General features: G+C 69.4%; 22 protein-coding genes, 1 tRNA gene and 3 pseudogenes. 17 read left to right on the top strand and 9 right to left on the bottom strand.

Translation table 11 applies throughout. From position 1 onward, the window contains the following. Window positions 1-13: 13 nt before the first annotated feature. Window positions 14-478 (bottom strand): NUDIX hydrolase, encoded by a 465-nt coding sequence (locus RV986_RS30630; protein WP_475920482.1) that lies wholly within the window; start codon window positions 476-478, stop codon window positions 14-16. An 18-nt stretch (window positions 479-496) separates the two neighbouring features. Here RV986_RS30630 and RV986_RS30635 point away from each other — a divergent pair, with 18 nt between their 5' ends. The 12 genes and pseudogenes from RV986_RS30635 (at window position 497) to RV986_RS30690 (ending at window position 7,889) form a co-directional block, all read left to right on the top strand. After that, window positions 497-1,276, top strand: a complete 780-nt coding sequence (locus tag RV986_RS30635) for a GntR family transcriptional regulator (protein ID WP_475920483.1) — start codon at window positions 497-499, stop codon at window positions 1,274-1,276. 138 nt (window positions 1,277-1,414) lie between these two features. Further along, window positions 1,415-1,770, top strand: a pseudogene (locus RV986_RS30640) (SCO3933 family regulatory protein). A gap of 14 nt (window positions 1,771-1,784) precedes the next feature. Further along, window positions 1,785-3,128, top strand: coding sequence for an FtsK/SpoIIIE domain-containing protein (locus RV986_RS30645; RefSeq protein ID WP_475924488.1), 1,344 nt, complete (start codon window positions 1,785-1,787; stop codon window positions 3,126-3,128). Window positions 3,129-3,211: 83 nt separating this feature from the next. Further along, window positions 3,212-3,415 (top strand): hypothetical protein, encoded by a 204-nt coding sequence (locus tag RV986_RS30650; RefSeq protein WP_475920484.1) that lies wholly within the window; start codon window positions 3,212-3,214, stop codon window positions 3,413-3,415. Next, window positions 3,415-4,129, top strand: a pseudogene (locus RV986_RS30655) (DUF2637 domain-containing protein). The gene RV986_RS30650 and the pseudogene RV986_RS30655 overlap by 1 nt, the downstream one beginning before the upstream one ends. 18 nt (window positions 4,130-4,147) lie before the next feature. Then, a complete protein-coding gene (locus RV986_RS30660) occupies window positions 4,148-4,333 on the top strand; it encodes a hypothetical protein (protein ID WP_475920485.1) in 186 nt (61 codons plus the stop codon). 6 nt (window positions 4,334-4,339) lie between these two features. After that, a complete protein-coding gene (locus RV986_RS30665; RefSeq protein WP_266614473.1) occupies window positions 4,340-4,531 on the top strand; it encodes a mobile element transfer protein in 192 nt (63 codons plus the stop codon). Between the two features lie 11 nt (window positions 4,532-4,542). Continuing rightward, window positions 4,543-4,698 (top strand): hypothetical protein, encoded by a 156-nt coding sequence (locus RV986_RS30670; protein ID WP_266614471.1) that lies wholly within the window; start codon window positions 4,543-4,545, stop codon window positions 4,696-4,698. 23 nt (window positions 4,699-4,721) lie between these two features. Then, window positions 4,722-5,040, top strand: a pseudogene (locus RV986_RS30675) (SpdD-like protein). 91 nt (window positions 5,041-5,131) lie between these two features. After that, complete coding sequence (repSA, locus tag RV986_RS30680; RefSeq protein ID WP_475920486.1) at window positions 5,132-6,553, top strand: replication initiator protein RepSA; 1,422 nt, start codon at window positions 5,132-5,134, stop codon at window positions 6,551-6,553. Beyond that, entirely contained in the window at window positions 6,550-6,738 is a 189-nt protein-coding gene (locus tag RV986_RS30685) for a helix-turn-helix domain-containing protein (RefSeq protein ID WP_475920487.1), read from the top strand. Before repSA ends, RV986_RS30685 begins: the two co-directional genes overlap by 4 nt. Continuing rightward, window positions 6,738-7,889 (top strand): tyrosine-type recombinase/integrase, encoded by a 1,152-nt coding sequence (locus RV986_RS30690; protein ID WP_475920488.1) that lies wholly within the window; start codon window positions 6,738-6,740, stop codon window positions 7,887-7,889. The genes RV986_RS30685 and RV986_RS30690 overlap by 1 nt, the downstream gene beginning before the upstream one ends. Window positions 7,890-7,960: 71 nt before the next feature. On the opposite strand, the gene RV986_RS30695 is transcribed toward RV986_RS30690, so the two are convergent. The 4 genes from RV986_RS30695 to RV986_RS30710 form a co-directional block, all read right to left on the bottom strand. Beyond that, window positions 7,961-8,033: transfer RNA gene (locus tag RV986_RS30695), tRNA-Arg, on the bottom strand. 633 nt (window positions 8,034-8,666) lie between these two features. Next, the gene (locus RV986_RS30700) at window positions 8,667-9,224 is read right to left on the bottom strand and encodes a hypothetical protein (RefSeq protein ID WP_475920489.1); all 558 of its coding nucleotides are present in this window, start codon (window positions 9,222-9,224) and stop codon (window positions 8,667-8,669) included. Between the two features lie 152 nt (window positions 9,225-9,376). Continuing rightward, complete coding sequence (locus RV986_RS30705; RefSeq protein ID WP_475920490.1) at window positions 9,377-9,868, bottom strand: flavin reductase family protein; 492 nt, start codon at window positions 9,866-9,868, stop codon at window positions 9,377-9,379. 26 nt (window positions 9,869-9,894) lie between these two features. Further along, window positions 9,895-11,135, bottom strand: a protein-coding gene (locus RV986_RS30710) for an IS3 family transposase (protein ID WP_475915430.1) whose coding sequence is annotated in 2 segments (ribosomal slippage) — window positions 9,895-10,862 and window positions 10,862-11,135 — 1,242 coding nt in all. Because the reading frame shifts where the segments join, the coding sequence is not laid out codon by codon here. A gap of 105 nt (window positions 11,136-11,240) precedes the next feature. Here RV986_RS30710 and RV986_RS30715 point away from each other — a divergent pair. Then, window positions 11,241-12,725 carry a glycoside hydrolase family 76 protein gene (locus tag RV986_RS30715; protein WP_475920491.1) on the top strand — a complete coding sequence of 495 codons (1,485 nt, stop codon included), beginning with the start codon at window positions 11,241-11,243 and terminating at the stop codon, window positions 12,723-12,725. Window positions 12,726-12,971: 246 nt separating this feature from the next. On the opposite strand, the gene RV986_RS30720 is transcribed toward RV986_RS30715, so the two are convergent. Together RV986_RS30720 and RV986_RS30725 are read right to left on the bottom strand one after the other, a co-directional pair. Continuing rightward, window positions 12,972-14,780 (bottom strand): IclR family transcriptional regulator domain-containing protein, encoded by a 1,809-nt coding sequence (locus RV986_RS30720; protein ID WP_475924489.1) that lies wholly within the window; start codon window positions 14,778-14,780, stop codon window positions 12,972-12,974. Between the two features lie 224 nt (window positions 14,781-15,004). Continuing rightward, window positions 15,005-16,279 carry a M6 family metalloprotease domain-containing protein gene (locus tag RV986_RS30725; protein WP_475924490.1) on the bottom strand — a complete coding sequence of 425 codons (1,275 nt, stop codon included), beginning with the start codon at window positions 16,277-16,279 and terminating at the stop codon, window positions 15,005-15,007. 454 nt (window positions 16,280-16,733) lie between these two features. Between RV986_RS30725 and RV986_RS30730 the strand changes: the two genes are divergently transcribed. Both RV986_RS30730 and RV986_RS30735 read left to right on the top strand, forming a co-directional pair. Then, window positions 16,734-17,378 (top strand): TetR/AcrR family transcriptional regulator, encoded by a 645-nt coding sequence (locus RV986_RS30730; RefSeq protein WP_475920492.1) that lies wholly within the window; start codon window positions 16,734-16,736, stop codon window positions 17,376-17,378. Between the two features lie 139 nt (window positions 17,379-17,517). Beyond that, entirely contained in the window at window positions 17,518-19,068 is a 1,551-nt protein-coding gene (locus RV986_RS30735) for an MFS transporter (RefSeq protein WP_475920493.1), read from the top strand. Between the two features lie 520 nt (window positions 19,069-19,588). Here the strand turns inward: RV986_RS30735 and RV986_RS30740 are convergent. Continuing rightward, window positions 19,589-20,098: a MarR family winged helix-turn-helix transcriptional regulator gene (locus tag RV986_RS30740; protein WP_475920494.1), complete on the bottom strand. Its 510-nt coding sequence runs from the start codon at window positions 20,096-20,098 to the stop codon at window positions 19,589-19,591. A 128-nt stretch (window positions 20,099-20,226) separates the two neighbouring features. On the opposite strand from RV986_RS30740, the gene RV986_RS30745 reads away from it, so the two are divergent. Then, the gene (locus RV986_RS30745; RefSeq protein WP_475920495.1) at window positions 20,227-21,054 is read left to right on the top strand and encodes a dioxygenase family protein; all 828 of its coding nucleotides are present in this window, start codon (window positions 20,227-20,229) and stop codon (window positions 21,052-21,054) included. 109 nt (window positions 21,055-21,163) lie between these two features. On the opposite strand, the gene RV986_RS30750 is transcribed toward RV986_RS30745, so the two are convergent. Continuing rightward, window positions 21,164-21,682, bottom strand: a complete 519-nt coding sequence (locus RV986_RS30750; RefSeq protein WP_475920496.1) for an N-acetyltransferase family protein — start codon at window positions 21,680-21,682, stop codon at window positions 21,164-21,166. Between the two features lie 169 nt (window positions 21,683-21,851). Between RV986_RS30750 and RV986_RS30755 the strand changes: the two genes are divergently transcribed. After that, on the top strand, window positions 21,852-22,853 hold the full coding sequence (locus RV986_RS30755; protein WP_475920497.1) for a sigma-70 family RNA polymerase sigma factor: 1,002 nt from the start codon (window positions 21,852-21,854) through the stop codon (window positions 22,851-22,853). Window positions 22,854-23,148: the final 295 nt, after the last annotated feature.

Consider the following 23,148-nt stretch of genomic DNA (forward strand, 5'->3'; position numbering starts at 1 on the left):
TGGAGAGAAGGTCTTATCCCGCCGGGATGAGGCGCTTGCCGTCGTGGCTGCGTACGTGCGGGCCGTTGTCGTCCAGGGCGTCCAGGAGTCTGATGGCGAAAGCCTCGGACATGCGCTCGCTGACCTCGTCGGGTGTGAGCCACGAGACCGCCAGGGACTCGCTGGAGGTGCGTTCGGTGCCGCCTGAGGGCTTGCAGCGGAAGACCAGGGCCACGATGCCGCGGGTCATGTTCTTGTAGACGCCGGTGAGTTCGTCGACCTCGACGTGGATGCCGGTCTCCTCCAGGACCTCGCGGGCGACGCCGGACTCGGGGGTCTCGTCGAGTTCGAGGATGCCGCCCGGGAGCTCCCAGGTGCCGTTGTCGGCTCGACGGATGGCCAGGAGGCGGCCGTCCTCGCGCACCACTACTCCGGCCACGGATACGGAGTGCAGGGGAGACGGTGCCGCTTCCTGTGATTGACTCATGTAAAGGAGCATAGGAGGCAGGGAAGGACTATGGGAACTGCGGCGGGAGGGGTCGGTTCCGGGCCTCGGTACGTACAGATCGCAGACGAGATCGTGAGGCAGATCCGGGCGGGAGTTCTGAAGCCCGGTGACATGGTGCCGAGTGAATCGGAGCTGGTGGAGCGCTACGGCGTCGCTGGCGGGACGATTCGTAAGGCCATGGTCGAGGTGCGGGCGAGTGGGCTGGTCGAGACCCGGCACGGCAAGGGTTCGATCGTGAAGGACCGGCCTCCGGTGCGGCACCGTTCCTCTGATCGCTTCCGGCGTTCGCTCCGGCGGGGAGGGCAGGCGGCCTACCTCGCGGAGTCCGCGCAGTCCGGGGCCACCGCCAAGGTCAGCGTCCTGTACATCGGGCCCCAGGAGGCGCCCGAAGGTGCCGCCGAACGCCTCGGCGTCCCCGTCGGCACACAGGTGTTGGCCCGTAGGCGTCTCTACTTCCGTAACGGCACGCCGGTCGAGACCGCCACGTCCTACCTGCCTTGGGACGTCGTGAAGGACATCCCCGAGCTGTTCGCCGAGAATCCCGGCGGCGGCGGCATCTACGCCCGACTCGAAGACCACGGGCATGAGTTCGCCGAGTTCGTCGAGACGGTGCAAGCGCGGCCGGCCTCCAAGGCGGAGGCTTCGGAGCTCGCGCTGAGCCCGGGTGCGCCGGTGGTTCACCTGATCCGGGAGGCTCGTACGACCGCGGGGCTCGTGGTCGAGGTGTGCGACACCCTCATGGCCGCTGACCAGTTCGTCTTCGAGTACCGGATCCCCGCCGAGGACTGACGCCCACTCAGCATCCCGCAACCCGCCACGAGTTCCTCTTCGTGGCGGGTTGACTCATATACAGGAGTGAGGCACTCTTCTTCATGTCACTCCTGTACATGAGTGACGGAGTTCGGCATCTATAGAGGAGTGAGTTCTGTGCGTCAGATTCCCGTCGACACCTCCGGCGCGGTCGTGATGGTCGCCAAGTCCCCGCAGGTCAAGGTGCGTGACCGCCGTACCGGTGAGATCGCCACCGACACGGAGACCGGGCGAGGCTGATGACCGTGGACGTGATGTTCGCGGCGAACGAGGAGGTGGAGATCCTGTCCATCACCGTGCCGGAGCCGGGCATCTCCGGTGAGCTGGCCATGGGCACGCCGGTCGCGCTCACGGGCCTGATCGCCCGGCCCTGGGAGAACGACTTCAACGGCCAGAGGCGGCACGGGATCGCGTTCCGCGCGGTCGCGGTCACCTCGCTCGTCGGTGCTGCCGCAGGGTCCAAGGCGGCCTGATCGTGGCCGACTTCATGGTCGTTCTGGTGCTGGTCGTCGCTGCCGTGGGTCTCCTGCGGTGGCGGCGTCCCGCCTGGTACTGGTTGACCTTCGGGGTCACGCTGGCCGTGTTACGGGTCCTGGTCCGCTACGGCTCGGTCATGGACGCGTGCGGGCTGACAGTCCCGCCCTCGCGCTGGCGGCTGGCGCTGGCCCGTGCCGCCAACCGGCCGATGCCGGAGCCGCGTCCGCCGCGCATCCTGCGGCTGCGGCCGACCCGTACCGGCCTGGTCCTGAGACTCAAGCTCCGCCCTGGGCAGGACGCCTTCGATGTCGCCGCTGCCTCGGACCGGCTCCGGCACTCGTTCTCGATGTACGGCGTGACCTCGCGTGAGCTGCGCTCCGGCGTCGTAGAGGTGCGGATGACCGGCTACGACGTGCTCAAGCGGGTACAGATGCCGGCCGAGACCGACCACCGGCCGATGCGGGTACCGGTTGCCCTGCGGGAGGACGGGTCGGTGCACTACCGCGACTACCGGGCGGTATCCCACGCCCTCACCCTCGGCGCCACGGAGTCCGGCAAGTCCGTGTACCAACGCAACCTGGTCGCGGGACTCGCCCCGATGGACGTCGCCCTCGTCGGAATCGACTGCAAGCAGGGGGTCGAACTGTTCCCACTGGCCCGACGGTTCTCCGCGCTGGCCGACGATCCCGACACCGCCGCGGAAGTGCTCGAAGCGCTCGTGGCCCGGATGGGGCACGTCTATCGGCTCATCCGGTCCCAGCAGCGGATCACCTCTGACGTGCCGGACGCGGAGATCGCCGCCGACATCTGGGACCTGCCCGACGACCTTCGCCCGGTCCCGATCGTGGTCCTGGTCGACGAGGTCGCCGAACTCGCCCTGTACGCAAGCAAGGAGGAGGAGAAGCGCCGGGACCGCATCATCACCGCCCTGGTCCGCCTCGCCCAGCTCGGTCGCGCGGCCGGCATCTACCTGGAGATCTGCGGGCAGCGTTTCGGCTCCGAACTCGGTAAGGGCATCACCATGCTCCGTGCTCAGCTCACCGGCCGTACCGCCCACCGCGTCAACGACGAGACCTCGGCCAACATGGCCTTCGGCGACATCTCCCCGGACGCCGTCCTCGCCGCGATCCAGATTCCGGCAGAGACGCGGGGCATCGCCATCGCGGGCGACTCCTCCGGCGGGTGGCACCGCATCCGCGCCCCGCACACCTCGCTCCGCCAGGCCGTGAACATCTGCAACCGGCACGCCGACCGGACCCCGGACCTGCCCGAGCTGGCCCTATTCCGGCCTGCTCTCCCCGGCACCGCCGGGGAGCCCGTCCCGCTGGTCAAGGCGTCCTCGATCACCGTCTGATCCCCACCCCACCCCCACGGTCGGCGCGACCGCTTTCGTGCCAAGTCCCTACCCCCGCCATGCCCAAAGAAGGGAGACCCACCATGTGCCCGAACGGCGAGGACTTCGCCCGGACCGTGCTCCTGCTCGGCCAACTCGCCCTGTACGCCGACATGGCCGGCGCCGACCTCGACTTCGTGGACGCCGTCAGCCCGTCCCTCGCCGTCTCGCTGCCCGAGCCGCCGCCCGGCGTGTTCCCGGACGACTACGACCCCGACGACGGCCCCGCCTATCCGGGCGACGTCTGATGGGCGCCCGTCATGGCCTCCGGGTCGACGCGGTCCTGATTCAGGCCGTGATCGCCGGTGCCCTGTCCTTCGCCCACCTTCACGACCTGGCCGCCGCTGCCGGACAGAACGGCTGGAAGGCATGGGCCTACCCGATCAGTGTCGACCTGCTCCTCGTCGCCGCCTGGCGGAGGCTGCGCAGTGAGGGACCGTCCCGGCTGGCCTGGTGCTGGTTCGTCGTAGCGCTGTTCGCCTCCCTCGGGGCCAACATCGCAACCGCCGGATTCCTCGACCTGGCCGACCCGCCCGCCCTGCTCCGCCTCGGCATCGCCGGATGGCCTGCCCTCGCCTTCCTCGGCGGCACGCTCCTCGCTCACTCGGCGGCCCCGGAGCCGCAGATGGCACCGTCGGCCCCGGTCGCCTCGCCGCAGGACCCCGAGCATTCGGACGAACAATCGTTGCCGGACGCCGGACGCGCATCGGTCATGGAAGCCCTGCCCGAGCCTGCCGCGGTCCCTGCCCCCGCCGTGGAAGTCGCCGCTTCCCCCGGTCCTGCCCCGGCTCTCGTCCCGGCCTCTGCTCCGCCGATCCCGGCCGTCCTGGTCGACCACGCCCGCAAGGTCGCCGACGAGTACCGCGCCCGTACCGGCTCCCCGATCGACCCCCGACACCCTCCGCTCCCGCCTCGGCGTCCCGCCCCACCTCGCCGACGCCATCGCCGCCCACCTCGGCTGACCGCAAAGGAGAACAGAGATGACCTCCGACCCGGCCGACTTGACCGCGGCCGACTACCTCGACGCCGCACGGGACATGGCGACGGCCGGACGTCCCTTCCTCGCGCACCTGCTCGCCGAGGAAGCCGCCCGCCGCGTCGACGACCCGGTCACCGCCCGGAACATCCGCGCCCGCTACCCCGACCCCACCACCCGAAAGGACTGACCCGACATGTCTGCACGCGACAACTTCCACTCCCTGATGCGGATCGGCCCCGTGCAGATCGGCACCCACCGCGACCGCAACGGCCGCACCACACACGCCGCCGTCTGCACCGCCGACCGCTGCGGCTGGTCCGCCGACTACTCCAGCCAGACCGCCGCTCAACTCGCCGCACGCACCCACCGCTGCACCGTCCGCTGAGGAGACATCCCGTGCAGGTCCCGCTCTGGCTCGCCCTGATCGCCGTCGGCTACCTCGGTGTCAAGCTCATCCGCCCGCCCTGGTGGCTCATCGCCGTACTCCTCCTCGGCGGCTACCTCCTCGCCGACAGCGTCCTCGCTCCCGCCATCGACACCGCAGTCAAGTAGCGCACCGCGAAGGAGAACTGCCCATGCTCCGGCCCAAGTTCCCGACCATGCCTCAGCCCGCAGGCCTGACCACCCCCGCCCGCCGTCATCCAGCCGACCGCCATCACCCCGGGCGCACCGGTCCCGCAGCCGATCCCTGTCGCCCCTGCGCCGTCCCGCCCGGTCGTCCAGCTCACCCCCGGTACCGCGCTCGCGCTCGTGGGCGGCGGAACGGCCGTGGTCCTGGTCGTCGGCGCCGTCCTGGTCTCGCTTCTCCTGGCGGTCGCCATCACCGGCGCCTCGGTCGCCGTCTGCGCGGTCGTCCTGCGCTCCCTGCTCGCCTCCGACGCCAAGCGCAGCTGACCGGCCCCCGGGCGGCCTCGATACCGCCAAGCATCCGCCGCCCGGGAGCCGTCCCCGCCGATCGATTTCGCAACCGGAAGGAACCCCCAGCATGGCCCATCGGGCCTCACCCCCGACACAGAAGGCATCTACGTCCGCCCCACCGCTCGACCCGATCACCCTCGGAGACATCCTCCGGGTGGCCTCGGCTTCCGACTACATCCGTTGGGAAGACCAGATCCGCCGCACCGGCGGCTGCTCCGACCCGATCCACCTGACCGGCTGGACTCTCACCAAGGACAAGACCACCGGCGAGACCCTGCACCACTACTCCACTGAGAACGAACCCGGCGGACGCCTGCGCCTCGCCTGCGGCAACCGCCGCGCCTCCCGCTGCCCCTCCTGCGCCTGGACGTACGCGGGCGACACCTACCACCTGATCCGCGCAGGCCTCGCCGGGGACGACCGCCGAGACATCCCCGCCACCGTCCGCGACCACCCCCGGGTCTTCGCCACCCTCACCGCGCCCTCGTTCGGCCCGGTCCACAACCGCCCCGACCACACCGGCGCCTGCCGCTGCGGCACCGCCCACACCCCCGACGCCCCGGAACTGGGCACCGCCCTCGACCCCGGCACCTACGACTACGAGGGCGCGGTCCTCTTCAACAACCACGCCGGGCAGCTCTGGCAGCGCTTCACCACCCGCCTACGCCGCGAACTCGCCGCCCGCGCTGGGCTGCCCCGCCGCGAACTCGCCGACCACCTGCGCGTCTCGTACGGCAAGGTCGCCGAGTTCCAGAAGCGCGGCGCACTCCACTTCCACGCCGTCGTACGCCTCGACGGTCCCGAGGGGCCTGGAACACCGCCACCCGCGTGGGCCACGGTCGACCTGCTCACGGACGCGGTACGCGCCGCCGCCGCGCACTCGTACACGTCCATCTCGGTTCCGGCCGCTGACGACCAGCCCGCCCGGACGTTCCGATGGGGAAGACAGCTCGACGTCCGCCCGGTCAAAGCCTTCGGTGACGGCTCCGACATCACTGAACAGGCGGTCGCCTCGTACGTGGCCAAGTACGCCACCAAGGCCGCCGAGAACACCGGGACCCTGGACCGCCGCATCGGCGAACTCGCCGAACTCGACCGCCACCACGTCCCCGACCACACCCGCCGACTCATCACCGCCTGTCGCGACTTGGACGCCCTGTACCCGGACCGGCGCCTCTGGGCCTGGGCGCACATGCTCGGCTTCCGCGGGCACTTCTCGTCCAAGTCGCGCACGTACTCCACCACCCTCGGCGCCATCCGCCAGGAACGCGCGGACTATCGCGCCGCGCAGGAGGCCTCCGTCCTCGGCCTCGACGACCGCGAGCCGGACACCGTCCTCGTCCTGACCGACTGGCAGTACGCCGGCCACGGCCACACCCCGGGCGAAGCCGCCCTCGCCGCGACCATCGCCCGCGACCTCCAGACCAACCGCGAGACCGCCCGCGACGCTCTACGCGACGAGCTGACCAAGGAGGGAGCCGCAGCATGACCACTGCCACCGCCGAACTCCTGACCGTGGCGGAGGTCATGATCCGGCTCAAGGTCGGGCGCTCCAAGGTCTACGACCTGATCCGGTCGCGCCGCCTCGTCTCGATCAAGATCGACGGGGCTCGTCGAATCCCTGCCGACGCCGTCACGGACTTCGTCCTCGGCCAGATCGAGGAGGCTGCCTGATGGCCCAGCAACGCAAGCGCAACCCGAACGGCGCTGGCACCATCACCAAGCGCAAGGACGGCCGCTTTCAGTGCGCGGTCTACGTGCTCCAGCCGGACGGCACCCGGGCCCGCAAGTTCGCCTACGGCAAGACCTGGGCCGAGTGCGATACCAAGCGACGGGAGCTCCTCGCCAAGGTCGACCAGGGCGTGCCCGTTCCCACACGGTCGGCCAAGCTCTCCGAGTGGCTCCCGTACTGGCTGGACAACGTGATCAAGCCTCGGCGCAAGCTCAGCACGTACGACAAGTACGAGTCGCACGTCCGGCTCTACCTGGTGCCGCTGCTCGGCTCGAAGCGGCTTGAATCCCTCGGCGTCGCCGACGTACGCCGCTTCCTCGTCCGCCTGGAGAAGGAGACCACCGCAGCAACGGCCAAGGAGTCCCACCGCGTGCTTCGTTCCGCTCTGTCCTCCGCGTGCCGCGAGGAACTGATCACCCGCAACGTGGCCAAGCTGGTCGAGCCGCCCCGCACGGACAACAGGGAGTTGAAGCCCTGGACGCTGGACGAGACGCTCGACTTCCTCGCCGCCTCTCGCAGAGATCCGCTCTACGCGGCCTTCGTGCTCGCCATTGCTATGGGGCTCCGTCGGGGCGAGATCATCGGCCTTCGCTGGTCTGATCTCGACCTCGAAAACCGGGTCCTCTACGTCCGCCAGCAGACTCAGCGCCGTCGGGGTGTCTTGTACGACGACGACCCCAAGAGCCGCCGCCGTCGAGCCGTTCCGCTGCCCGCGCTCTGCATCGCCCCGCTGCGCTGGCACCGGATGCGGCAGTCCGCCGCACGCGCCAAGGCGGGGGAGAAGTGGCAGGCGTCCGGCTACGTGTTCACCACCCGCACCGGCCGCCAGGTCGAGCCGCGGAACGTCTACCGCTCCTTCACCCGCATCGCCGACTCCGCCGGCATCCGAGTCGTCCGGCTGCACGACGCCCGGCACGGCACGGCGACCCTGCTTACCGCGGCCGGAGTCGCGCCCCGCGTCGTGATGGAGATCCTCGGGCACTCGCAGATCAGCATCACCATGGACGTCTACACGCACGTTGTGCAGGACACTCAGCGCGAGGCCATGAGTCACATGGATCGGCTGCTCAGGAGGCGTCCCGGTCGTCAGTGACCGTGCTCGTTGATGTCAGCTGTGGATGTCAAAGGCCCCGGACCATGATCGGTCCGGGGCCTTTGCCCTTGTGCCCCCGGCAGGATTCGAACCTGCGACACCCGCTTTAGGAGAGCGGTGCTCTATCCCCTGAGCTACGAAGGCGGGGCCTTGCGTGGAACGTGGGTGAATACTCTGCGTGAGTATGCACCTGCGCTGAGGCAAGGGTGGGGACCGCTGGTGAGGGCGGTCGCTCACAGCCTAGCGGATCGGCGTAGGGCAGTGGGCAGGGTTGAGACCTCGGCTCGTGTTCATGATCGCGGGGGCTGTTCGGTGTTCCGGGGGCTGTTCGGTGTTCCGGGGGCTGGGCACGGGTTACGGGCGGATCGTGGGATCGGCTGTGCTTCAGCGGGCCTGCCCGGCTTTCACGGGGAAGGCCTCGGCCTGCGTCTCCTCACGTTGTCCTGGTAACGGTTGAGATCGGCCGGATGAACCGCCGGGTGCGTGGTCCGCAGGCCCGCAGGTCCGATGGTGTGAGGGGGGATGCGTGACCTGTCCCCGCTGCTCGACCTTCCTGAACTGCCTCAGCCGATGCGAGTCAGCCCGAGAATCCGTGGTCGCATATTCGGTGTGAGGACTTCTTTGACCCGTTTGGGTGCCATGAGGCCCTGGAGTCCCGATCTGCAACGGCGCCCGCGATCCGAGAAACTGCGGCTGAGTGATTCCCGAACTGAGCCGATCGGTGCGCTCTCGCTGGAGAATTCCCGCGGGGGTGCACTGCTGTGCACGGTGCAGCGATCAGTACGGTGCCTCCACCAGATCGCCGATCACCTGTGACCCGACCTGCGTGGCCAGCCATGGTGCGCGCTCGGCTTCGAACTGTTTGACATGGACGAAGACCGTGTGATCAGACGCGGGTTCCTCCAGGTCGAGGTCGCGAGTATGCACGGCCAGCGTCACGAACGCGCCTCTGGCCCCTCCGACGCCCAGGCCCACTTCGGGGGCCTCGGGCCAGCCCGTGAAGTCCCACCGCACCGTGGCCGGGCTGTCGCCCACGGCTTCGAGGAACGGTCCCACGGTCTCCGGCGACTTGGCCCAGCTTCTCAACCGAATGGGCAGGTGTGTCGACGGATCGTCGCCCTTCGCCGACGAGCCGCCCCCGCCGCCTTCGGCCCACCACTTCGCATTCGGCAACAACTCCAGCAGCGGTGACAGGGTCTGTGCGGAGGAGATCCGTACGTCGAAATCGACTTCGAGATTCCGCACATCGGCGATCGCGAGCAACCGCTCGACAATGCGCAGTCCCTCCGAGAGATCAGCCGTCCTGAGGATGGGCTGCGCGTGTGAGTTGGACATGGTGGCCATTCTGCCCCGGTATTTCTCCGGCCGGTGGGCCACCTGTGTACCGGCTGCGCACCCGCGCACCCCCGCGGCCGCCCGTGGAAGGTACACGGTGTGTGGGGCGTGGGAGACGCCGCCCCCATACAGGAGTTACCTGCACGACTTACCTACAGGAGGTACTGCCACTTGGTCATGCGGTTCTTCAGGTCGACGGTCGGGCCGTCCAGTGTGAAGGTTCCGTCTCCGCGGTGGCGGAACAGTTGGGGTTGGGGTTGCGAGGGGTCGGTCCACGCTCTGACGGCCTCCAGCAGGAAGAGGCTGTAGGGGGTTACGAGGCTGCCGTCGGCGACCCTACACTCGATGTTGGCGAAGCATTCGGCCACGAGCGGTGCCTGGACCTGCTCACCGGATACGGCGGTCAGGTCGAACTCCTCGAACTTGTCCACGTCGGCGCCCGAGCAGTTGCCGATGTCGACCGCGGTGGCGGCCATGTCCGCCGTCGGGACCGAGACGACGCACTCGCCGGTTTCGACCAGGGCCTGGTAGCTGTGGTCCCAGGGGCCGATGGCGCACGCGATCAGCGGTGGGTCATGGCGCACCATCATGTTGAACCCGTTGGTCATCACGTTCGGGATTCCGCGGTGCCGGGTGGTGACCATGAACCGTTCCGGGTTCGGTAGAGACTCTAGATTGTGGCTGTGACCTGCTGTTTTTGCGTGTTCTGGTAGTGGGTGGTTTCGTATTCGGCGGGTGGGACGTGGCCGATCTCACCGTGGAGTCGACGGTGGTTGTACCAATCGACGTACTCAGCGGTGGCCAACTCGACGTTGCTCAGGGCTTTCCAGGGCCGCTGCGGCTTGATGAGCTCGGTTTTGTAGAGCCCGATGGTCGATTCCATCAGGGCGTTGTCGAGGGCGTCCCCGACGGTGCCGATGGACGCGGCGATCTGTTCGGCGGCCAGGTGGGTGGCGAGCCGGAAGCTGGTGTACTGCGATCCGGCATCGGAGTGGTGGATCAACTCCCTTGCGGTGACGGGGTTTCCGGCCCGGTCACGCTGCCACAGCCCCATTTCCAGTGCGGACAGCACCAGCGGGGTCTGCTTGTTCGTCGCTGCGGACCAGCCGACGATCCGGCGGGAGAAGGTGTCGACGACGAAGGCGACGTAGACAGTGCCGGACCAGGTGGCCACGTAGGTGAAGTCCGCGACCCATACCCGGTTCGGAGCACTGGCCACGAACTGCCTGCTGAGCCGGTCCGGAGCCCGCTCGGCGTCCCTGTCCGCCACTTGGGTGGTGACGACCTTCTTGCCGCGCACCGCCCCGACCAGGCCCTCGGCCTTCATCAGCCGCTCGACGGTGCACCGGGCCACCTGATGGCCCTGGCGCTTGAGCTCGGCCCAGATCTTGCGGGCTCCGTAGACGCTGTAGTTGTCCTGGTAGATGCTGACGATCAGCGGCGCCAGTTCCGCGTCTCGCAGGGCACGGGCCGACGTGGGACGTTTCTTGTACGCGTAATAGGTGGACGGGTGGATGCTGCAGTCGTGCTCGGTGAGCGTCCTGCAGATCGGCTCGACTCCGCCGAAGCGGTCCCGGTGCTCGTCGATGAACGCTACGAGCGTGTGTGTGGCCGGTCGAGCTCGGCCGCGAAGAAACTCGCTGCGGCCTTCAGGATCTCGTTCGCCCGCTTCAGCTCGGCGACCTCTTTCTTGAGCGCTTTGAGCTGGGCGGATTCCTCGGTCGTGGTCCCGGTCCGGGCACCGGCGTCGACCTCGGCCTGACGCACCCAGTTCCGCAGGGACTCCGGCCCGATGTCGAGCTTCGCTCCGATCGACCGGATCGCCGCGGACTCCGTCTTGTACTGATCACGCGTCTCCAGGACCAGACGCACGGCCCGCTCCTTGAGCTCCTTCGGGTATTGCTTCGCCATAACGGACTCGATCCTTCCAAAAGATCGAGCCTCGATCAAACCCGGAACGGTTCACTGCTCGGCAGGGCGAGCGTCCCGGGAACCTGGACCGGCACCAGGACGCTGATGTACAACATCACCGACCCCCGCAACCACCGACGCGGACTGGTCCGAGCCTGCGGCGACGCCGCCGCCGTCGGCTGTACGAACTGGGTCTACCCCACCGTCTGCGACACGCTCTGCGACGGCACCGACCCCGGCGAGGCGGCCGGTGACGACCAGCCGGTGCCGTCGACCACCCTCTACGGCCGCACGATCCGGCTGCACGTCGACCAGCAGAACTCCATGGCCTGGGCGAGCATCGACACCGGTGGCACCGGCGACGAGATCTGGCTCGACCGCTCCTGGGACGGCGGCTCGACCTGGCCGGACGGCTCCTCCCTCGGCCGCACCGGCACCCCGTCCGGAGCCACCGGCACCCGTACCGCCATGTACGCCACCCGCGACCCGCGCGGCCTCCTCCACGGCGGCGCGGTCCGCGCCTGTGGCCGGGAGGCCGGCCACAGCGAGGGCAGCTGCACCGCCTGGGTGCGGCCCGCGCCGACCAGGGCGCGCGCCGCGGCGGACGCGCTGATGGCCTCGTACGACCCGTACAACGGCTGGTGGCCCAGCAGTTGGTGGAACTCCGCCGCCACTCTCACCTCCCTCATAGACTCCTTCAGGGCCACCGGCAGGCACGACTACGACTGGGTCGTCGCGCGCACCTTCGACCAGAACAAGGGCAGCTTCGCCGCCGGTGTGCGCAGCTCGGACGCGATCGAGGGCCACTTCATCAGCCGCTCCATCGACGACTCGGGCTGGTGGGCGATCGCCTGGATCGACGCGTACGACTACACGGGCGACGCCCGCTACCTCGCCGAGGCCGTCACCATCGCCAACTACGTCCAGCAGTACTGGGATCCCGGCACCTGTGGCGGTGGCGTGTGGTGGGACCGCGAGCGCACCTACAAGAACGCCGTGACGAACGGGCAGTACCTCTGGCTGACCACCGCGCTGCACCAGCGCATCCCGGGCGACACGGTGTGGCTCCAGCGGGCCAGGACGTCCGCCGCCTGGTACAGGTCCAGCGGGATGATCAACTCCTCGGGGCTGGTGAACGACGGGCTGACCTCGGCCTGCGCCAACAACGGCAGCACCGTGTGGAGTTACAACCAGGGACTGGCCATCGGCGGCTTCACCGAACTGTGGAAGACGACCGGGGACAGTTCGCTGCTGACCACCGCGCGGACCCTGGCCGACGCCGCGATCAGCAGCTCGCGGCTGACCGTCGGGGGAGTGCTCACCGAGTCCTGCGACATCGGCTCGGCGTCCTGCGACGACAACCAGAAGCAGTTCAAGGGCATCTTCATGCGGAACTTCGCCGACCTCGCGAAGGCCACCGGCGCCAGCACCTACCGGAGTTACGTCCAGCAGCAGGCGGACACCCTGTGGGCGCAGGACCGCAGTTCCCTCAACGCCCTCGGCCAACGCTGGGCCGGCACCAGCCCCAACCAGACCGACTGGCGTACCCAGGCCAGCGCCCTCGGAGCGCTCACCGCCGCCTCGGGCTGACGACCGGGCCGACCGTGGAGCAGCCCCGCGGAGGCGAGACGCGACGTGCCGCGGCCGGCCCGGTGGCAGGAGCGCGACCCCTGTGACCGAGCCGGGCCGCGATGTCGCGGCCCTGACCGCCGCCGGGCGAGTTGCGTACGGCCGTTGCCGGCGGCCATGTCGTCGACACCCGGGCGCCGTCCTCCCGGACCCCGCCGCCGCCTCGCCCGGGTCCGGATCACACCCCCGTGGTCCGGACGCGGGCGTTCACGTGCGCGGCACGCGCCGGAACCGTCCCGCCACCCACAGGTCCTCCTCGATGCGCCCCGCCGTGACCAGCAACTCCGCCAGCACCTCGCCGACGCACTCCTCGGGCGTACGGCGGCTGCTGTGCATCGCGACATTGACGGCGGCCACGACCCGGCCGCCGCGCTCGCGCACCGGTACCGCGACCGAGCGCAGCCCCTGCTCCAGTTCCTCGTCGACGAGGGCGTATCCCTCTTCCCGTACGCGCTTCAGGACGGCCCGCAGCCGGCCGGGGTCCGTGATGGTGCGCGGGGTCAGGGGAAGCAGTTCGGCGAGCGGGGGATCGGGCAGGTCCGCGAGCATCACCCGGCCCAGCGCGGTCGGGTACGCGGGCAGCCGGGTGCCGATGGTGATGTGGACGCTCATGATGCGGCTGGTGGAGACGCGGCCCGTGTACTGGATCTCGTCACCCGTCAGGACCGCCAGCGACACCGATTCGTGCAGCCGCTGCGAGAGGTCGGCGAGGTGCGGGGCGGCGATCTCGGGGAGCGAGGTCCGGGAGAGGGGCGGGAAGCCGAGTCCCAGGACGCGGGGGGTGAGGCGGAAGACACGGTCGTGCGCGGTGACGTATCCGAGGTGTTCCAGGGTGATCAGGGCGCGGCGGGCGGTGGCGCGGGCGAGGCCGGTGGCCCGGGCGACCTCGGTGAGGTTCAGTTCGGCGCGGCCCTCGCCGAAAGCTGTGATCACGGTGAGGCCGCGGGCCAGCGACTCGATGAACTCCCGGCCCAGCTCCTGCTTGGAGGCGCCGGTCCAGACGGCGAGACCACCGGGGGCGGCGGGCGCGGCGGGAGCGGTGGATTCGGCGGCCCGGGCCTCGCGCAGCTCCCGCTCCATGCCGGCGACGGCCTTCCGCAGCCGCGGCAGCAGTGTGTCGCGCAGATCGGCCGCCGTGTGCCGGCTGGTGTGGCTCACGACGCTCACCACACAGGCGATCCGCCCCGCCTCCCGTACGGGCATGGAGAGGGCGACCAGGCCCGGTTCGATCAACTGGTCGTCCAGCGCCCAGCCCGCCTCCCGTGCCTCGGCCGTACGGCGTTCGAAGTCGTCGCCGAGGGCGGGGAGCCCACCGGCGCTCGGCGGGGCACCGCCACCCGCCTCAGCTGCCTCGACCTCGACCTCGACCTCGACCTCGACCTTTGCCTTTGCCTTTGCCTCTGCCTCTGCCTCTGTCTCTGTCTCTGTCTCTGTCTCTGTCTCTGTCTCTGCCTCGATCGGCCGGCTCCGGGCCGGTACCGCGGGAAACCCCCGGTCCTCCGGATCCGCCGCGCGCCGCTCGCGCCACCACGTCCACTCCTGTTCGCCCCACTCGGTGGCGAACAGCGGCCCCGGCGCGGTGCGTTCGGCGGGGAGCAGGTCGCCGATGCGGAAGCTCAGCGACATGGCGCGGCGCCGGGTCGCCTGGTGGATGAAGCGGATGCCGTCCTGGTCGCCGACCGCGAGCGACACCGACTCGTCGAGCTTGTCGGCGAGGTCGTCGGCGTGCGCGTCGAGGAGGCGGGGCAGACGCAGGGCGGCCAGGTAGGCGTTGCCGAGTTCCATCAGACGGGGGGCCAGGACGGCGTCCCGGCCGTCGAGACGTACGTACCCCCGGCGCGCCAGGGTCGCGGTGATCCGGTCGACGGTGGACCGTGCGAGTCCGGTGGACCGTTCCAGACCGCTGAGGCTGGACACGCCGTCGGCCTCGGTCAGCCGCCGCAGTACGGCGATACCGCGGATGAGGGGGGTGACGGCCTCGGCGGGCACGGCAGGCACCGCGGGCACTGTCGGCATGGCGGCCCCGTCCTCCGCGGTGCCGCCGGTACCGCTCTCGGGGGCCGGTACGACGTTCACCGGTACGACGTTCGATGGCATGGGCTCTCCGTTGTGGCTCTCGGAAGAGACTCAGACGAGACACCGTAGTCCTTGCACGGCCAGGTCAGCAGGTCGGCGAGTGGCCCGGGGGCCGCGGTCGGCGGCGGTCGGTAGCGGCCGGTAGCGGTGGCGGTCACGGGCGGTCAGCCGCGGGTCACGGACACCTGGTAGTTCCCCGAGAGATCCGCCCCCGTGATCGCGATCGTGATGTCGTTCTTGGGGTCCTTGAAGGACTGGCCGGGTGCGAAGGGCGCGTCGGAGAGCTCCGCGTGGACGTTGGGGCTGCGGGTGCAGCCGCCGCTGTCGCGCTTGGAGTCGTAGACGGTGATGGGGCCGTTTCCGGTGTCCACGCCCGCGTCGACCTTGTAGATGAGGATGCCGGGGCGGCAGATCGTGGAGTCGTTGCCGCCGCGGGTGCGCAGTTCGAGGGCGTATCCCGTCTTGTTGCTGGTGGGCACGAAGACGAGTTTCTCGCCGCCGGTCCGGGCCAGCGGGGTGAGCGTGTACTCCGTGGTTCCGGGCGTCGCGGCGCATCTGACCTGCGAGTCGTCGAGCCAGCCCAGCTTCCACTTGTGCCACCCGAGCAGATCGTTGTCGGCGCCCCAGTCCTCGCTCATGATGTCCCAGTGGCCGACCGCGCCCCCGCCCTCCTGGGTGTAGAGGTCGGGCAGGCCGAAGGTGTGGCCGTTCTCGTGGGGGAGTACCCGGTAGCCGGTCTCGGCGTAGGAGCCGGAGCCGTCGTCCTGGCGGCTGTAGACGAAGGAGGCGTTGGAGACGGGGACGCCGTCGGCGACCGGTGCCTCGTGGTTGCCGGCGAAGGTGACGGACAGCACGGTGTCCAGGGCGGAGGGTCCGGCGTTCGGCGTCACCAGCACGTTCAGGAGGTCGTACGAGCGGAAGTCCACCTCGGGGTCGGCCTCGGCCACGATGTCCTGGACCAGGTCGCGGTACCCGGGGTCGAAGGGGGCGCCGCGTTCTATGCCGTACTCCTTGAAGGACTTGGGCATCCGCAGCCAGTGCCGGACGGGGGTCTCGGGGCGGTAGTCGACGCGGCCGTAGGAGCTGGTGCGAAACCAGTTCTGGGTCTGCGGGAAGAACTCGGCGAGCCGGTCGAGCGCGCTGCCCTGGCCGGGCGCGTCGGAGAAGTCGACCATCAGGGTGAGGGCCCGGACCGTACCGGTGGAGCGGGCGTAGCCGGGCAGGGTCGGAATGCCTTCGCCCATCTGTACGCCCATGGCGCCGCTGATCATGCAGGGACCGAGCGCAGTGGAGCGGGCCAGTGCGATGGAGCCCGCCGTCGTGGAGCCCGCGGTGAGGTGGCCCGTACCGGCGGAGGTGCTGACCGCCAGCGTCAGAAGGGTCACCGTGGCGAGCGCTGCCACGCGGCGGGAACGTATCCGGCGACTGGTCGGCTGCATCGGCTGCATGCAGGGTTCCTTCGCTCACGGCAGCCGCTCGGTCACCGACTGCACCCTGTCCGATCACCCTGTGTCGGGGGATGGGCGGGCGCGCGCTGGAAGAGCCCGATCGTGGGTTTCTTGCTGGGAGAGGAGTGACGTGGGGACATATCAGGTGGTGTCAGGATGAATACGAGGTAATCGGCCGCCGGTCCGTCGCCGGTCCGTCGCCGGTCCGTCGCCGATCCGCCGCCGGTCGGACGGCAGCCGGAACGGCATCGCGCGGATGTGGCGCAGGTCACATCAACTCTCGGGGAATGCGAGAAATAACCGGGGACGGTTTCCCCGTTTAGACCTGTGTCCGAGCGAAGCGGGGAAGGAGTCCCCGCATCGCGCCACAGTCTTCAAGCACTTCCGTCCACCTATGTCTTAGCTACGCCTTACCTACGCCTTACCTACGTCCGAGGAGTACGCCGTGGAGACCGCCACCCCTGTGAAGCGTCGCGCGCCCCGGCCCCGAGCCGATGCCCTGCGCAACAGGGAGCGGATCGTCGCCGCCGCGCGCGAGATGTTCGTCGAGTTCGGCCCGGATGTGCCGTTCGACGAGATCGCCCGCCGTGCCGGTGTCGGCAACGCCACGGTGTACCGCAACTTCCCCGACCGCGACGCGCTCGCGCGGGAGGTCGTCTGCTCGGTCATGGACCGCACGTCGGAGTGGATCGAGTCGGCTCTCGCCGAGGGCGGCGACGCCTTCCAGGCACTGAGCGACTTCGTGCACTTCTCGGCGGACGAGCGGATCGGCGCCCTGTGCCCCATGCTCTCCGAGGCCTTCGACCAGAACCATCCGGATCTGTTCGCCGCACGCGAGCGGACCATGGAGATGGTCGATGCGCTGATGAGACGCGCCCGCGAGGCCGGGCAGTTGCGGCCCGACGTCGCGTCCGGTGACCTGCTGGTCGCCGTCAGTCAGCTCACCCGGCCGCTGCCCGGCACCGCGTGCCAGGGCATCGACCGCTTCGTGCACCGTCATCTGCAGCTGTTCCTGGACGGTCTGCGGGCACCGGCCCGCTCCGTACTGCCCGGAGTGGCGGCCACCGTGGAGGATCTGCGAACAGCCTGACCGATGAGATCGGCGCACCGCGCCAGTCCGTAGTCCAACAAGCCTTCGGAAGCTCACGGCCGTCGACGACGACGAGCCGTCGGCTCCCGTGAGTGTCCCTCACCTTTTTTCACTGCGAAGTACCGGAGTGGGTATCCCCATGTCTGAAACAGGCACCTCAGCCTCGGCACGGTCGGCGGCCGAACTCGCCGACGCACACAGCAACCGCTGGAAAGCGCTCGCCTTCATCGCACTCGCCCAGCTGATGGTCGTCCTCGACGCGACCATCGTGAACATCGCGCTGCCCTCCGCCCAGCAGGACCTGGGGATATCGGACGGCAACCGTCAGTGGGTCATCACGGCCTACGCCCTCGCCTTCGGCGGTCTGCTGCTCTTCGGCGGCCGGATCGCCGACCTGTGGGGCCGCAAGCGCACCTTTGTCACCGGTCTGATCGGCTTCGCGGGCGCCTCCGCCATCGGCGGCGCCGCGCAGAGCGAGGCGATGCTGCTCGGCGCCCGCGCGCTGCAGGGTGCGTTCGGCGCACTGCTCGCGCCCGCCGCGCTCTCGCTGCTCGCGGTGATGTTCACCGATGCCAAGGAGCGCGCCAAGGCGTTCGGCATCTACGGTGCGATCGCCGGTGGCGGTGGCGCCGTCGGCCTGATCCTCGGCGGCTTCCTCACCGAGTACCTGAACTGGCGCTGGACCTTCTTCGTGAACATCCCGTTCGCGATCATCGCCGCCGCCGGCGCGTACTTCGTCATCCGTGAGCCGGCCGGTGGCCGCAACCGCTCGCCGCTCGACGTCCCCGGCGTCATCCTCTCCACCCTGGGTCTGGTCTCCCTGGTCTACGGCTTCACGCGTGCCGAGTCCGAGGGCTGGAGCGACTCCACGACCATCGGCCTGTTCGTGGCCTCGGTGGTGCTGCTCGCGGCCTTCGTGTTCGTCGAGTCCAAGGTCAAGGCCCCGCTGCTGCCCCTGCGCGTCATCACCGAGCGCAACCGTGGCGGCGTCTACCTCTCGCTCGGCCTCGCGATCATCGCGATGTTCGGCCTGTTCCTCTTCCTGACCTACTACCTGCAGATCGTGAAGGGCTACTCGCCGGTCAAGACCGGCTTCGCCTTCCTGCCGATGATCGCGGGCATGATCACGGGCTCCACCCAGATCGGCGCCCGTCTGATGACCCGCGTCCCGCCGCGGCTGCTGATGGCGCCGGGCTTCGCGCTGGCCGCCGTGGGCATGCTGCTGCTGACCCAGATGGAGGTCGACTCCTCCTACGCGGGTCTGCTGCTCCCGGCCCAGCTGCTGCTCGGCCTCGGCATGGGTACGGCGTTCATGCCCGCCATGTCGCTCGCCACCTACGGTGTGCAGCCGCAGGACGCCGGTGTCGCCTCCGCGATGGTCAACACCTCGCAGCAGGTGGGCGGCGCGATCGGTACGGCTCTGCTGAACACGATCGCCGCCTCGGCGACCACCTCGTACATCAAGGACCACATCGGTGGCGCCGCCTCCAAGTCGCAGCAGCAGCTCGTCCAGCTGCAGGGCATGGTGAACGGCTACACCAACGCGATCTGGTTCGCCGTCGGCATCCTGGCGGTCGCCGCGGTGATCGCCGGGACCCTGGTCAACACCGGACGCCCGGACATGACCGCGGGCACCGGAGCGGGCGAGGGCGCCGAGGACGAGTTCAAGGTGCCGGTGATCGCCCACTGATCCCCCACCCGTAGGTGCTTCGCGTACGGGCGCGGGGTGGGGACGCCTCGCCCGTACGATTCCCAGGGTCCGCCCCGGTTCCGAACACATCGGAGCCGGGGCGGACCCGCGCCTCGAAGGGGCACGGAGAACTGCGCACCCAGCCCGCGCCTTGAAGGGGCGCGGGGAACTGCGCACCCAGCCCGCGCCTTGAAGGGGCGCGGGGAACTGCGCACCCAGCCCCGTCTCGAAGGGGCGCGGGGAACTGCGCGCCCAGCCCCGTCTCGAAGGGGCGCGGGGAACTGCGCGCCCAGCCCCGTCTCGAAGGGGCGCGGGGAACTGCGCGCCCAGCCCCGTCTCGAAGGGGCGCGGGGAACTGCGCGCCCAGCCCCGCCTTGAAGGGGCGCGGGGAACTGCGCACCCAGCCCGCGCCTTGAAGGGGCGCGGGGAACTGCGCGCCCAGCCCCGTCTCGAAGGGGCGCGGGGAACTGCGCGCCCAGCCCCCACCGACCCGCAGCCAAAAGTGCCCCCCAGCGGAGCGCTAACGCAGCCAGGGCAGGTCGGCGCCCGCGTCCTTCGGCTGCAGCCCCTCGGCGATGAGGCGCATGGCCTCGCCGAGGGCCTTGTGCTGTTCGGGGGTGAGCCGGTCGAAGAAGGCCTGCCGTACGGCGCTGACATGGCCCGGCGCGGCCTTGCTCAGCACTTCGTAGCCGGCGTCGGTGAGCACCGCGAACTGGCCCCGCTTGTCGGAGGGGCACTCCTCGCGGCGTACCCAGCCGTTCTTCTCCAGGCGGGCGATCGCGTGCGAGAGACGGGAGCGGGTGATCTTCGCGTTCATGGCCAGCTCGGTCATCCGCAGCCGTCGGCCCGGTGCCTCCGCGAGCTGGACCAGCAGGCCGTAGTAGACGTGTGGCATACCCGCGTCACGCTGCAGCTGACGGTCGAGATGGTCCTCCAGGAGGGTCGCGGCATGCATGTACGCACGCCACGTGCGCTGTTCGTCGGCGGTGAGCCAGAGCGGCTCATCGGCGGATGCGGATGCCGTAGTCATGGACTCCACTGTACGAGCCTCTTCTTGAATCTTAAACAAATCGCGGGTATCGTCATGCGGGATAGCTTGAGAGTTCAATTAACCGGCCAATCGGTCTGATGAGGGAACCCCCGGAGGGAGTAGCCGCCATGTCTGTCGCCACGTCTGCCGTCACCGAGGGGCGCACGCCGCGGGAGCGCATGCCCGCCCTCTACCTCAGCCATGGCGCCCCGCCGCTCGCCGACGACCCGGTCTGGCCCGGAGAGCTGGCCGCCTGGTCCGCCGAGCTGCCCCGTCCCAAGGCGATCCTGATGGTCTCCGCCCACTGGGAGGAGGCCCCGCTGGCCCTCGGCGCGGTCCAGACCGTACCGCTCGTCCACGACTTCTGGGGCTTTCCCGAGCACTACTACCAGGTCCGGTACGCGGCTCCCGGCGCCCCCCAACTCGCCGAGTCCGTACGGAAACTGCTGCGCGCGCCCGGCATCGCGGTCCAGGACATCGCGGTCCAGGACATCCCGGACCGCGGCCTCGACCACGGGGCGTACGTCCCCCTCGTCGAGATGTTCCCCGAGGCCGACATCCCTGTCCTGCAGATCTCCATGCCGACCCTCGATCCGGTGAAGCTGATGGAGATCGGGCGCAAGCTGGCGCCGCTGCGTGACGAGGGCGTCCTGATCGTGGGCTCCGGCTTCTTCACGCACAACCTGGCCGCGTTGCGACAGGGCGGCATCCCCTCCTGGTCGGTGGAGTTCGACGACTGGGGCCACCGCGCACTGGACGCCCGTGACTGGGACGCCCTGCTCGACTTCGGTCACAGGTCCCCGGCCGGCCGGCTGGCCCACCCCCGCACCGAGCACTTCGCCCCGCTCTTCGTGACGATGGGCGCGGCGGAGGCGACGGGCGAACTGGACGCGCAGCGGTCGGTGATCGACGGCTTCTGGCTGGGACTGGCCAAGCGCTCGGTCCAGTTCGGCTGAGTCCGCCGAGGACGTCGGGGTCCGCCGAGGACGTCGGGCCGAGCCCGTCCGGGGCATCGAACCGATCCCCTCCAGGAGGCCGGAGGCCCTTCTCGTACTCGTACCGGGTTCAGAGGTCCTTCTCGTACCAGGCCACGTCCCAGTACCGGCCGAACTTCCGGCCCACCTCCCGGTACGTACCGACGTACCGGAACCCGAAGCGTTCGTGCAGCCGCGCGGACGCTTCGTTGGGCTGGGTGATGCCCGCGTAGGCGCGGTGCACGTCCTCGTCGGCGAGTGCGTCGAAGAGGGCCTTGTAGAGCTGTGTGCCGATACCGCGGCCGCCCGCGTCCGGGGCGAGGTAGATGGTGACCTCGACCGAGGTGACGTAGGCGGGCTTGGGACGGAACGCGCTGCTGGTCGCGTAGCCAAGAATTGCCTGTGAGTCCGTGCCCGTGGCAACCATCATGCGGTGCGGGCCGTCTTCAGGGTGGGAGAGCAGCCAAGGGCGGCGCTCTTCCGAAGTGAAGACTGCGGTGTCGAACGTGATGGGCGTCTCACGTATGTAGTGGTTGTAGATGTCCGTGAGAGCGTCGAGGTCACCCTCGACTCCTGGCCTGACCTGCACCTCTGTATGTTCCGACGGCATCCGACCTCCCGTTGTGGCGGCACAGGGTACTGCATGATCAGAAAAAGAGGGGGACGGGTTGGGAATTCTGTCCGGATTCCAGTCGTTGTTTCCTTCGGATGCCGGGCACTCGGGTGAGTGCCGGAGCAGCCACCAGGACCCGCAAGCCCACCATCGCAAGGGAGCACGCATGGCAACCCGTGCCGTCGCCCGTCGTCAGTCCGCCACCGGCGAGACCCGCGACGCGGCACGCAGTGTTCGCGTCGTAGGCGGCGAGATCGCCGACCGCGACCTGGTCGGCATGTACCTCGACGAGATCGCGCGTACGCCCCTGCTCGACGCCGCCAAGGAAGTCGAGCTTTCCCAGATCATCGAGGCGGGTGTGTTCGCGCGGCAGATCCTCGACGACGAGGTGGATGCCCCGAAGTCGGACGCGACCCGTGAGGAACTTGAGGCGCTGGTCGCCGAGGGCGAGCGCGCGAAGGATGTCTTCATCCGCTCGAACCTGCGACTGGTCGTGGCCGTGGCCCGGCGGTATCCCCGCAGCGGCCTGCCCCTGCTCGACCTGATCCAGGAGGGCAACGCGGGTCTGGTGCGCGCCGTCGAGAAGTTCGACTACCGCAAGGGCTTCAAGTTCTCGACCTACGCCACATGGTGGATCCGGCAGGCCATCACCCGTTCCATCGCCGACCAGTCGCGCACGATCCGCCTCCCCGTGCACCTGGTCGAGGAGCTGGGCCGGATCCGTCGAGTGCAGCGCGAGTTCAACCGCAAGAACGGGCGCGAGCCCGAGCACGCGGAGATCGCCGCCGAGCTCGACTCCACCCCGGAGCGTGTGACGGACGTCCTGGACTGGGCCCGCGACCCGGTCTCGCTGAACATGGCGGTGGACGACGACGGTGACACCCAGTTCGGTGACCTCCTTGAGGACACCTCCGCGGTCTCGCCCGAGCAGTCCGTCCTCACGCTGCTGCGCAGCGAGGAGCTGGACGACCTGATCGGCCGCCTCGACCAGCGCACCGCCTCGATCATCAAGATGCGGTACGGCATCGACGACGGCCGGGAGCGCACGCTCACGGAGGTCGGCAAGGAGCACGGGCTCACGCGCGAGCGCATCCGCCAGATCGAGAAGCACGCACTTCTGGAGCTGAAGAAGCTGGCCCGTGACACGGGCTTCGACGCGGCGGCGTAAGAATATCTGCGGTTCGGGCGGTTTGCGTGGTTCATGTGGTTGGTGCGCCACGTATGGTTCGTACGGATCCGGCGGATACGTCGGATTTCATGAACCCGTGCGGTGCGTCCAGATGGTGTTGGACGTCCGCATACGTTGGACGTCGGCCATAACTCGACCGGACATGGCCATGTAACGCCGCTTCAACTCGCTGGGCTCTGGGCACAAGACTTCAGGGCCCAGGGTTCAGGGTCCCGGGGCACAACCCCAAGACCCCCCAGAACCGAGTCCCGACGCACTCCCCCCCCGCGCCGGG

The organism is Streptomyces sp. RLA012 (genome assembly GCF_056270325.1).

Excerpts from the sequence above, each read along its gene's own strand:
- RV986_RS30630 (WP_475920482.1), bottom strand. The coding sequence starts at position 478 with ATGCTCCTTTACATGAGTCAATCACAGGAAGCGGCACCGTCTCCCCTG.
- RV986_RS30635 (WP_475920483.1), top strand. The coding sequence starts at position 497 with ATGGGAACTGCGGCGGGAGGGGTCGGTTCCGGGCCTCGGTACGTACAG.
- RV986_RS30645 (WP_475924488.1), top strand. The coding sequence starts at position 1,785 with ATGGTCGTTCTGGTGCTGGTCGTCGCTGCCGTGGGTCTCCTGCGGTGG.
- RV986_RS30650 (WP_475920484.1), top strand. The coding sequence starts at position 3,212 with ATGTGCCCGAACGGCGAGGACTTCGCCCGGACCGTGCTCCTGCTCGGC.
- RV986_RS30660 (WP_475920485.1), top strand. The coding sequence starts at position 4,148 with ATGACCTCCGACCCGGCCGACTTGACCGCGGCCGACTACCTCGACGCC.
- RV986_RS30665 (WP_266614473.1), top strand. The coding sequence starts at position 4,340 with ATGTCTGCACGCGACAACTTCCACTCCCTGATGCGGATCGGCCCCGTG.
- repSA (WP_475920486.1), top strand. The coding sequence starts at position 5,132 with ATGGCCCATCGGGCCTCACCCCCGACACAGAAGGCATCTACGTCCGCC.
- RV986_RS30685 (WP_475920487.1), top strand. The coding sequence starts at position 6,550 with ATGACCACTGCCACCGCCGAACTCCTGACCGTGGCGGAGGTCATGATC.
- RV986_RS30690 (WP_475920488.1), top strand. The coding sequence starts at position 6,738 with ATGGCCCAGCAACGCAAGCGCAACCCGAACGGCGCTGGCACCATCACC.
- RV986_RS30700 (WP_475920489.1), bottom strand. The coding sequence starts at position 9,224 with ATGTCCAACTCACACGCGCAGCCCATCCTCAGGACGGCTGATCTCTCG.
- RV986_RS30705 (WP_475920490.1), bottom strand. The coding sequence starts at position 9,868 with ATGGTCACCACCCGGCACCGCGGAATCCCGAACGTGATGACCAACGGG.
- RV986_RS30715 (WP_475920491.1), top strand. The coding sequence starts at position 11,241 with ATGTACAACATCACCGACCCCCGCAACCACCGACGCGGACTGGTCCGA.
- RV986_RS30720 (WP_475924489.1), bottom strand. The coding sequence starts at position 14,780 with ATGCCGACAGTGCCCGCGGTGCCTGCCGTGCCCGCCGAGGCCGTCACC.
- RV986_RS30725 (WP_475924490.1), bottom strand. The coding sequence starts at position 16,279 with ATGCAGCCGACCAGTCGCCGGATACGTTCCCGCCGCGTGGCAGCGCTC.
- RV986_RS30735 (WP_475920493.1), top strand. The coding sequence starts at position 17,518 with ATGTCTGAAACAGGCACCTCAGCCTCGGCACGGTCGGCGGCCGAACTC.
- RV986_RS30740 (WP_475920494.1), bottom strand. The coding sequence starts at position 20,098 with ATGACTACGGCATCCGCATCCGCCGATGAGCCGCTCTGGCTCACCGCC.
- RV986_RS30745 (WP_475920495.1), top strand. The coding sequence starts at position 20,227 with ATGTCTGTCGCCACGTCTGCCGTCACCGAGGGGCGCACGCCGCGGGAG.
- RV986_RS30750 (WP_475920496.1), bottom strand. The coding sequence starts at position 21,682 with ATGCCGTCGGAACATACAGAGGTGCAGGTCAGGCCAGGAGTCGAGGGT.
- RV986_RS30755 (WP_475920497.1), top strand. The coding sequence starts at position 21,852 with ATGGCAACCCGTGCCGTCGCCCGTCGTCAGTCCGCCACCGGCGAGACC.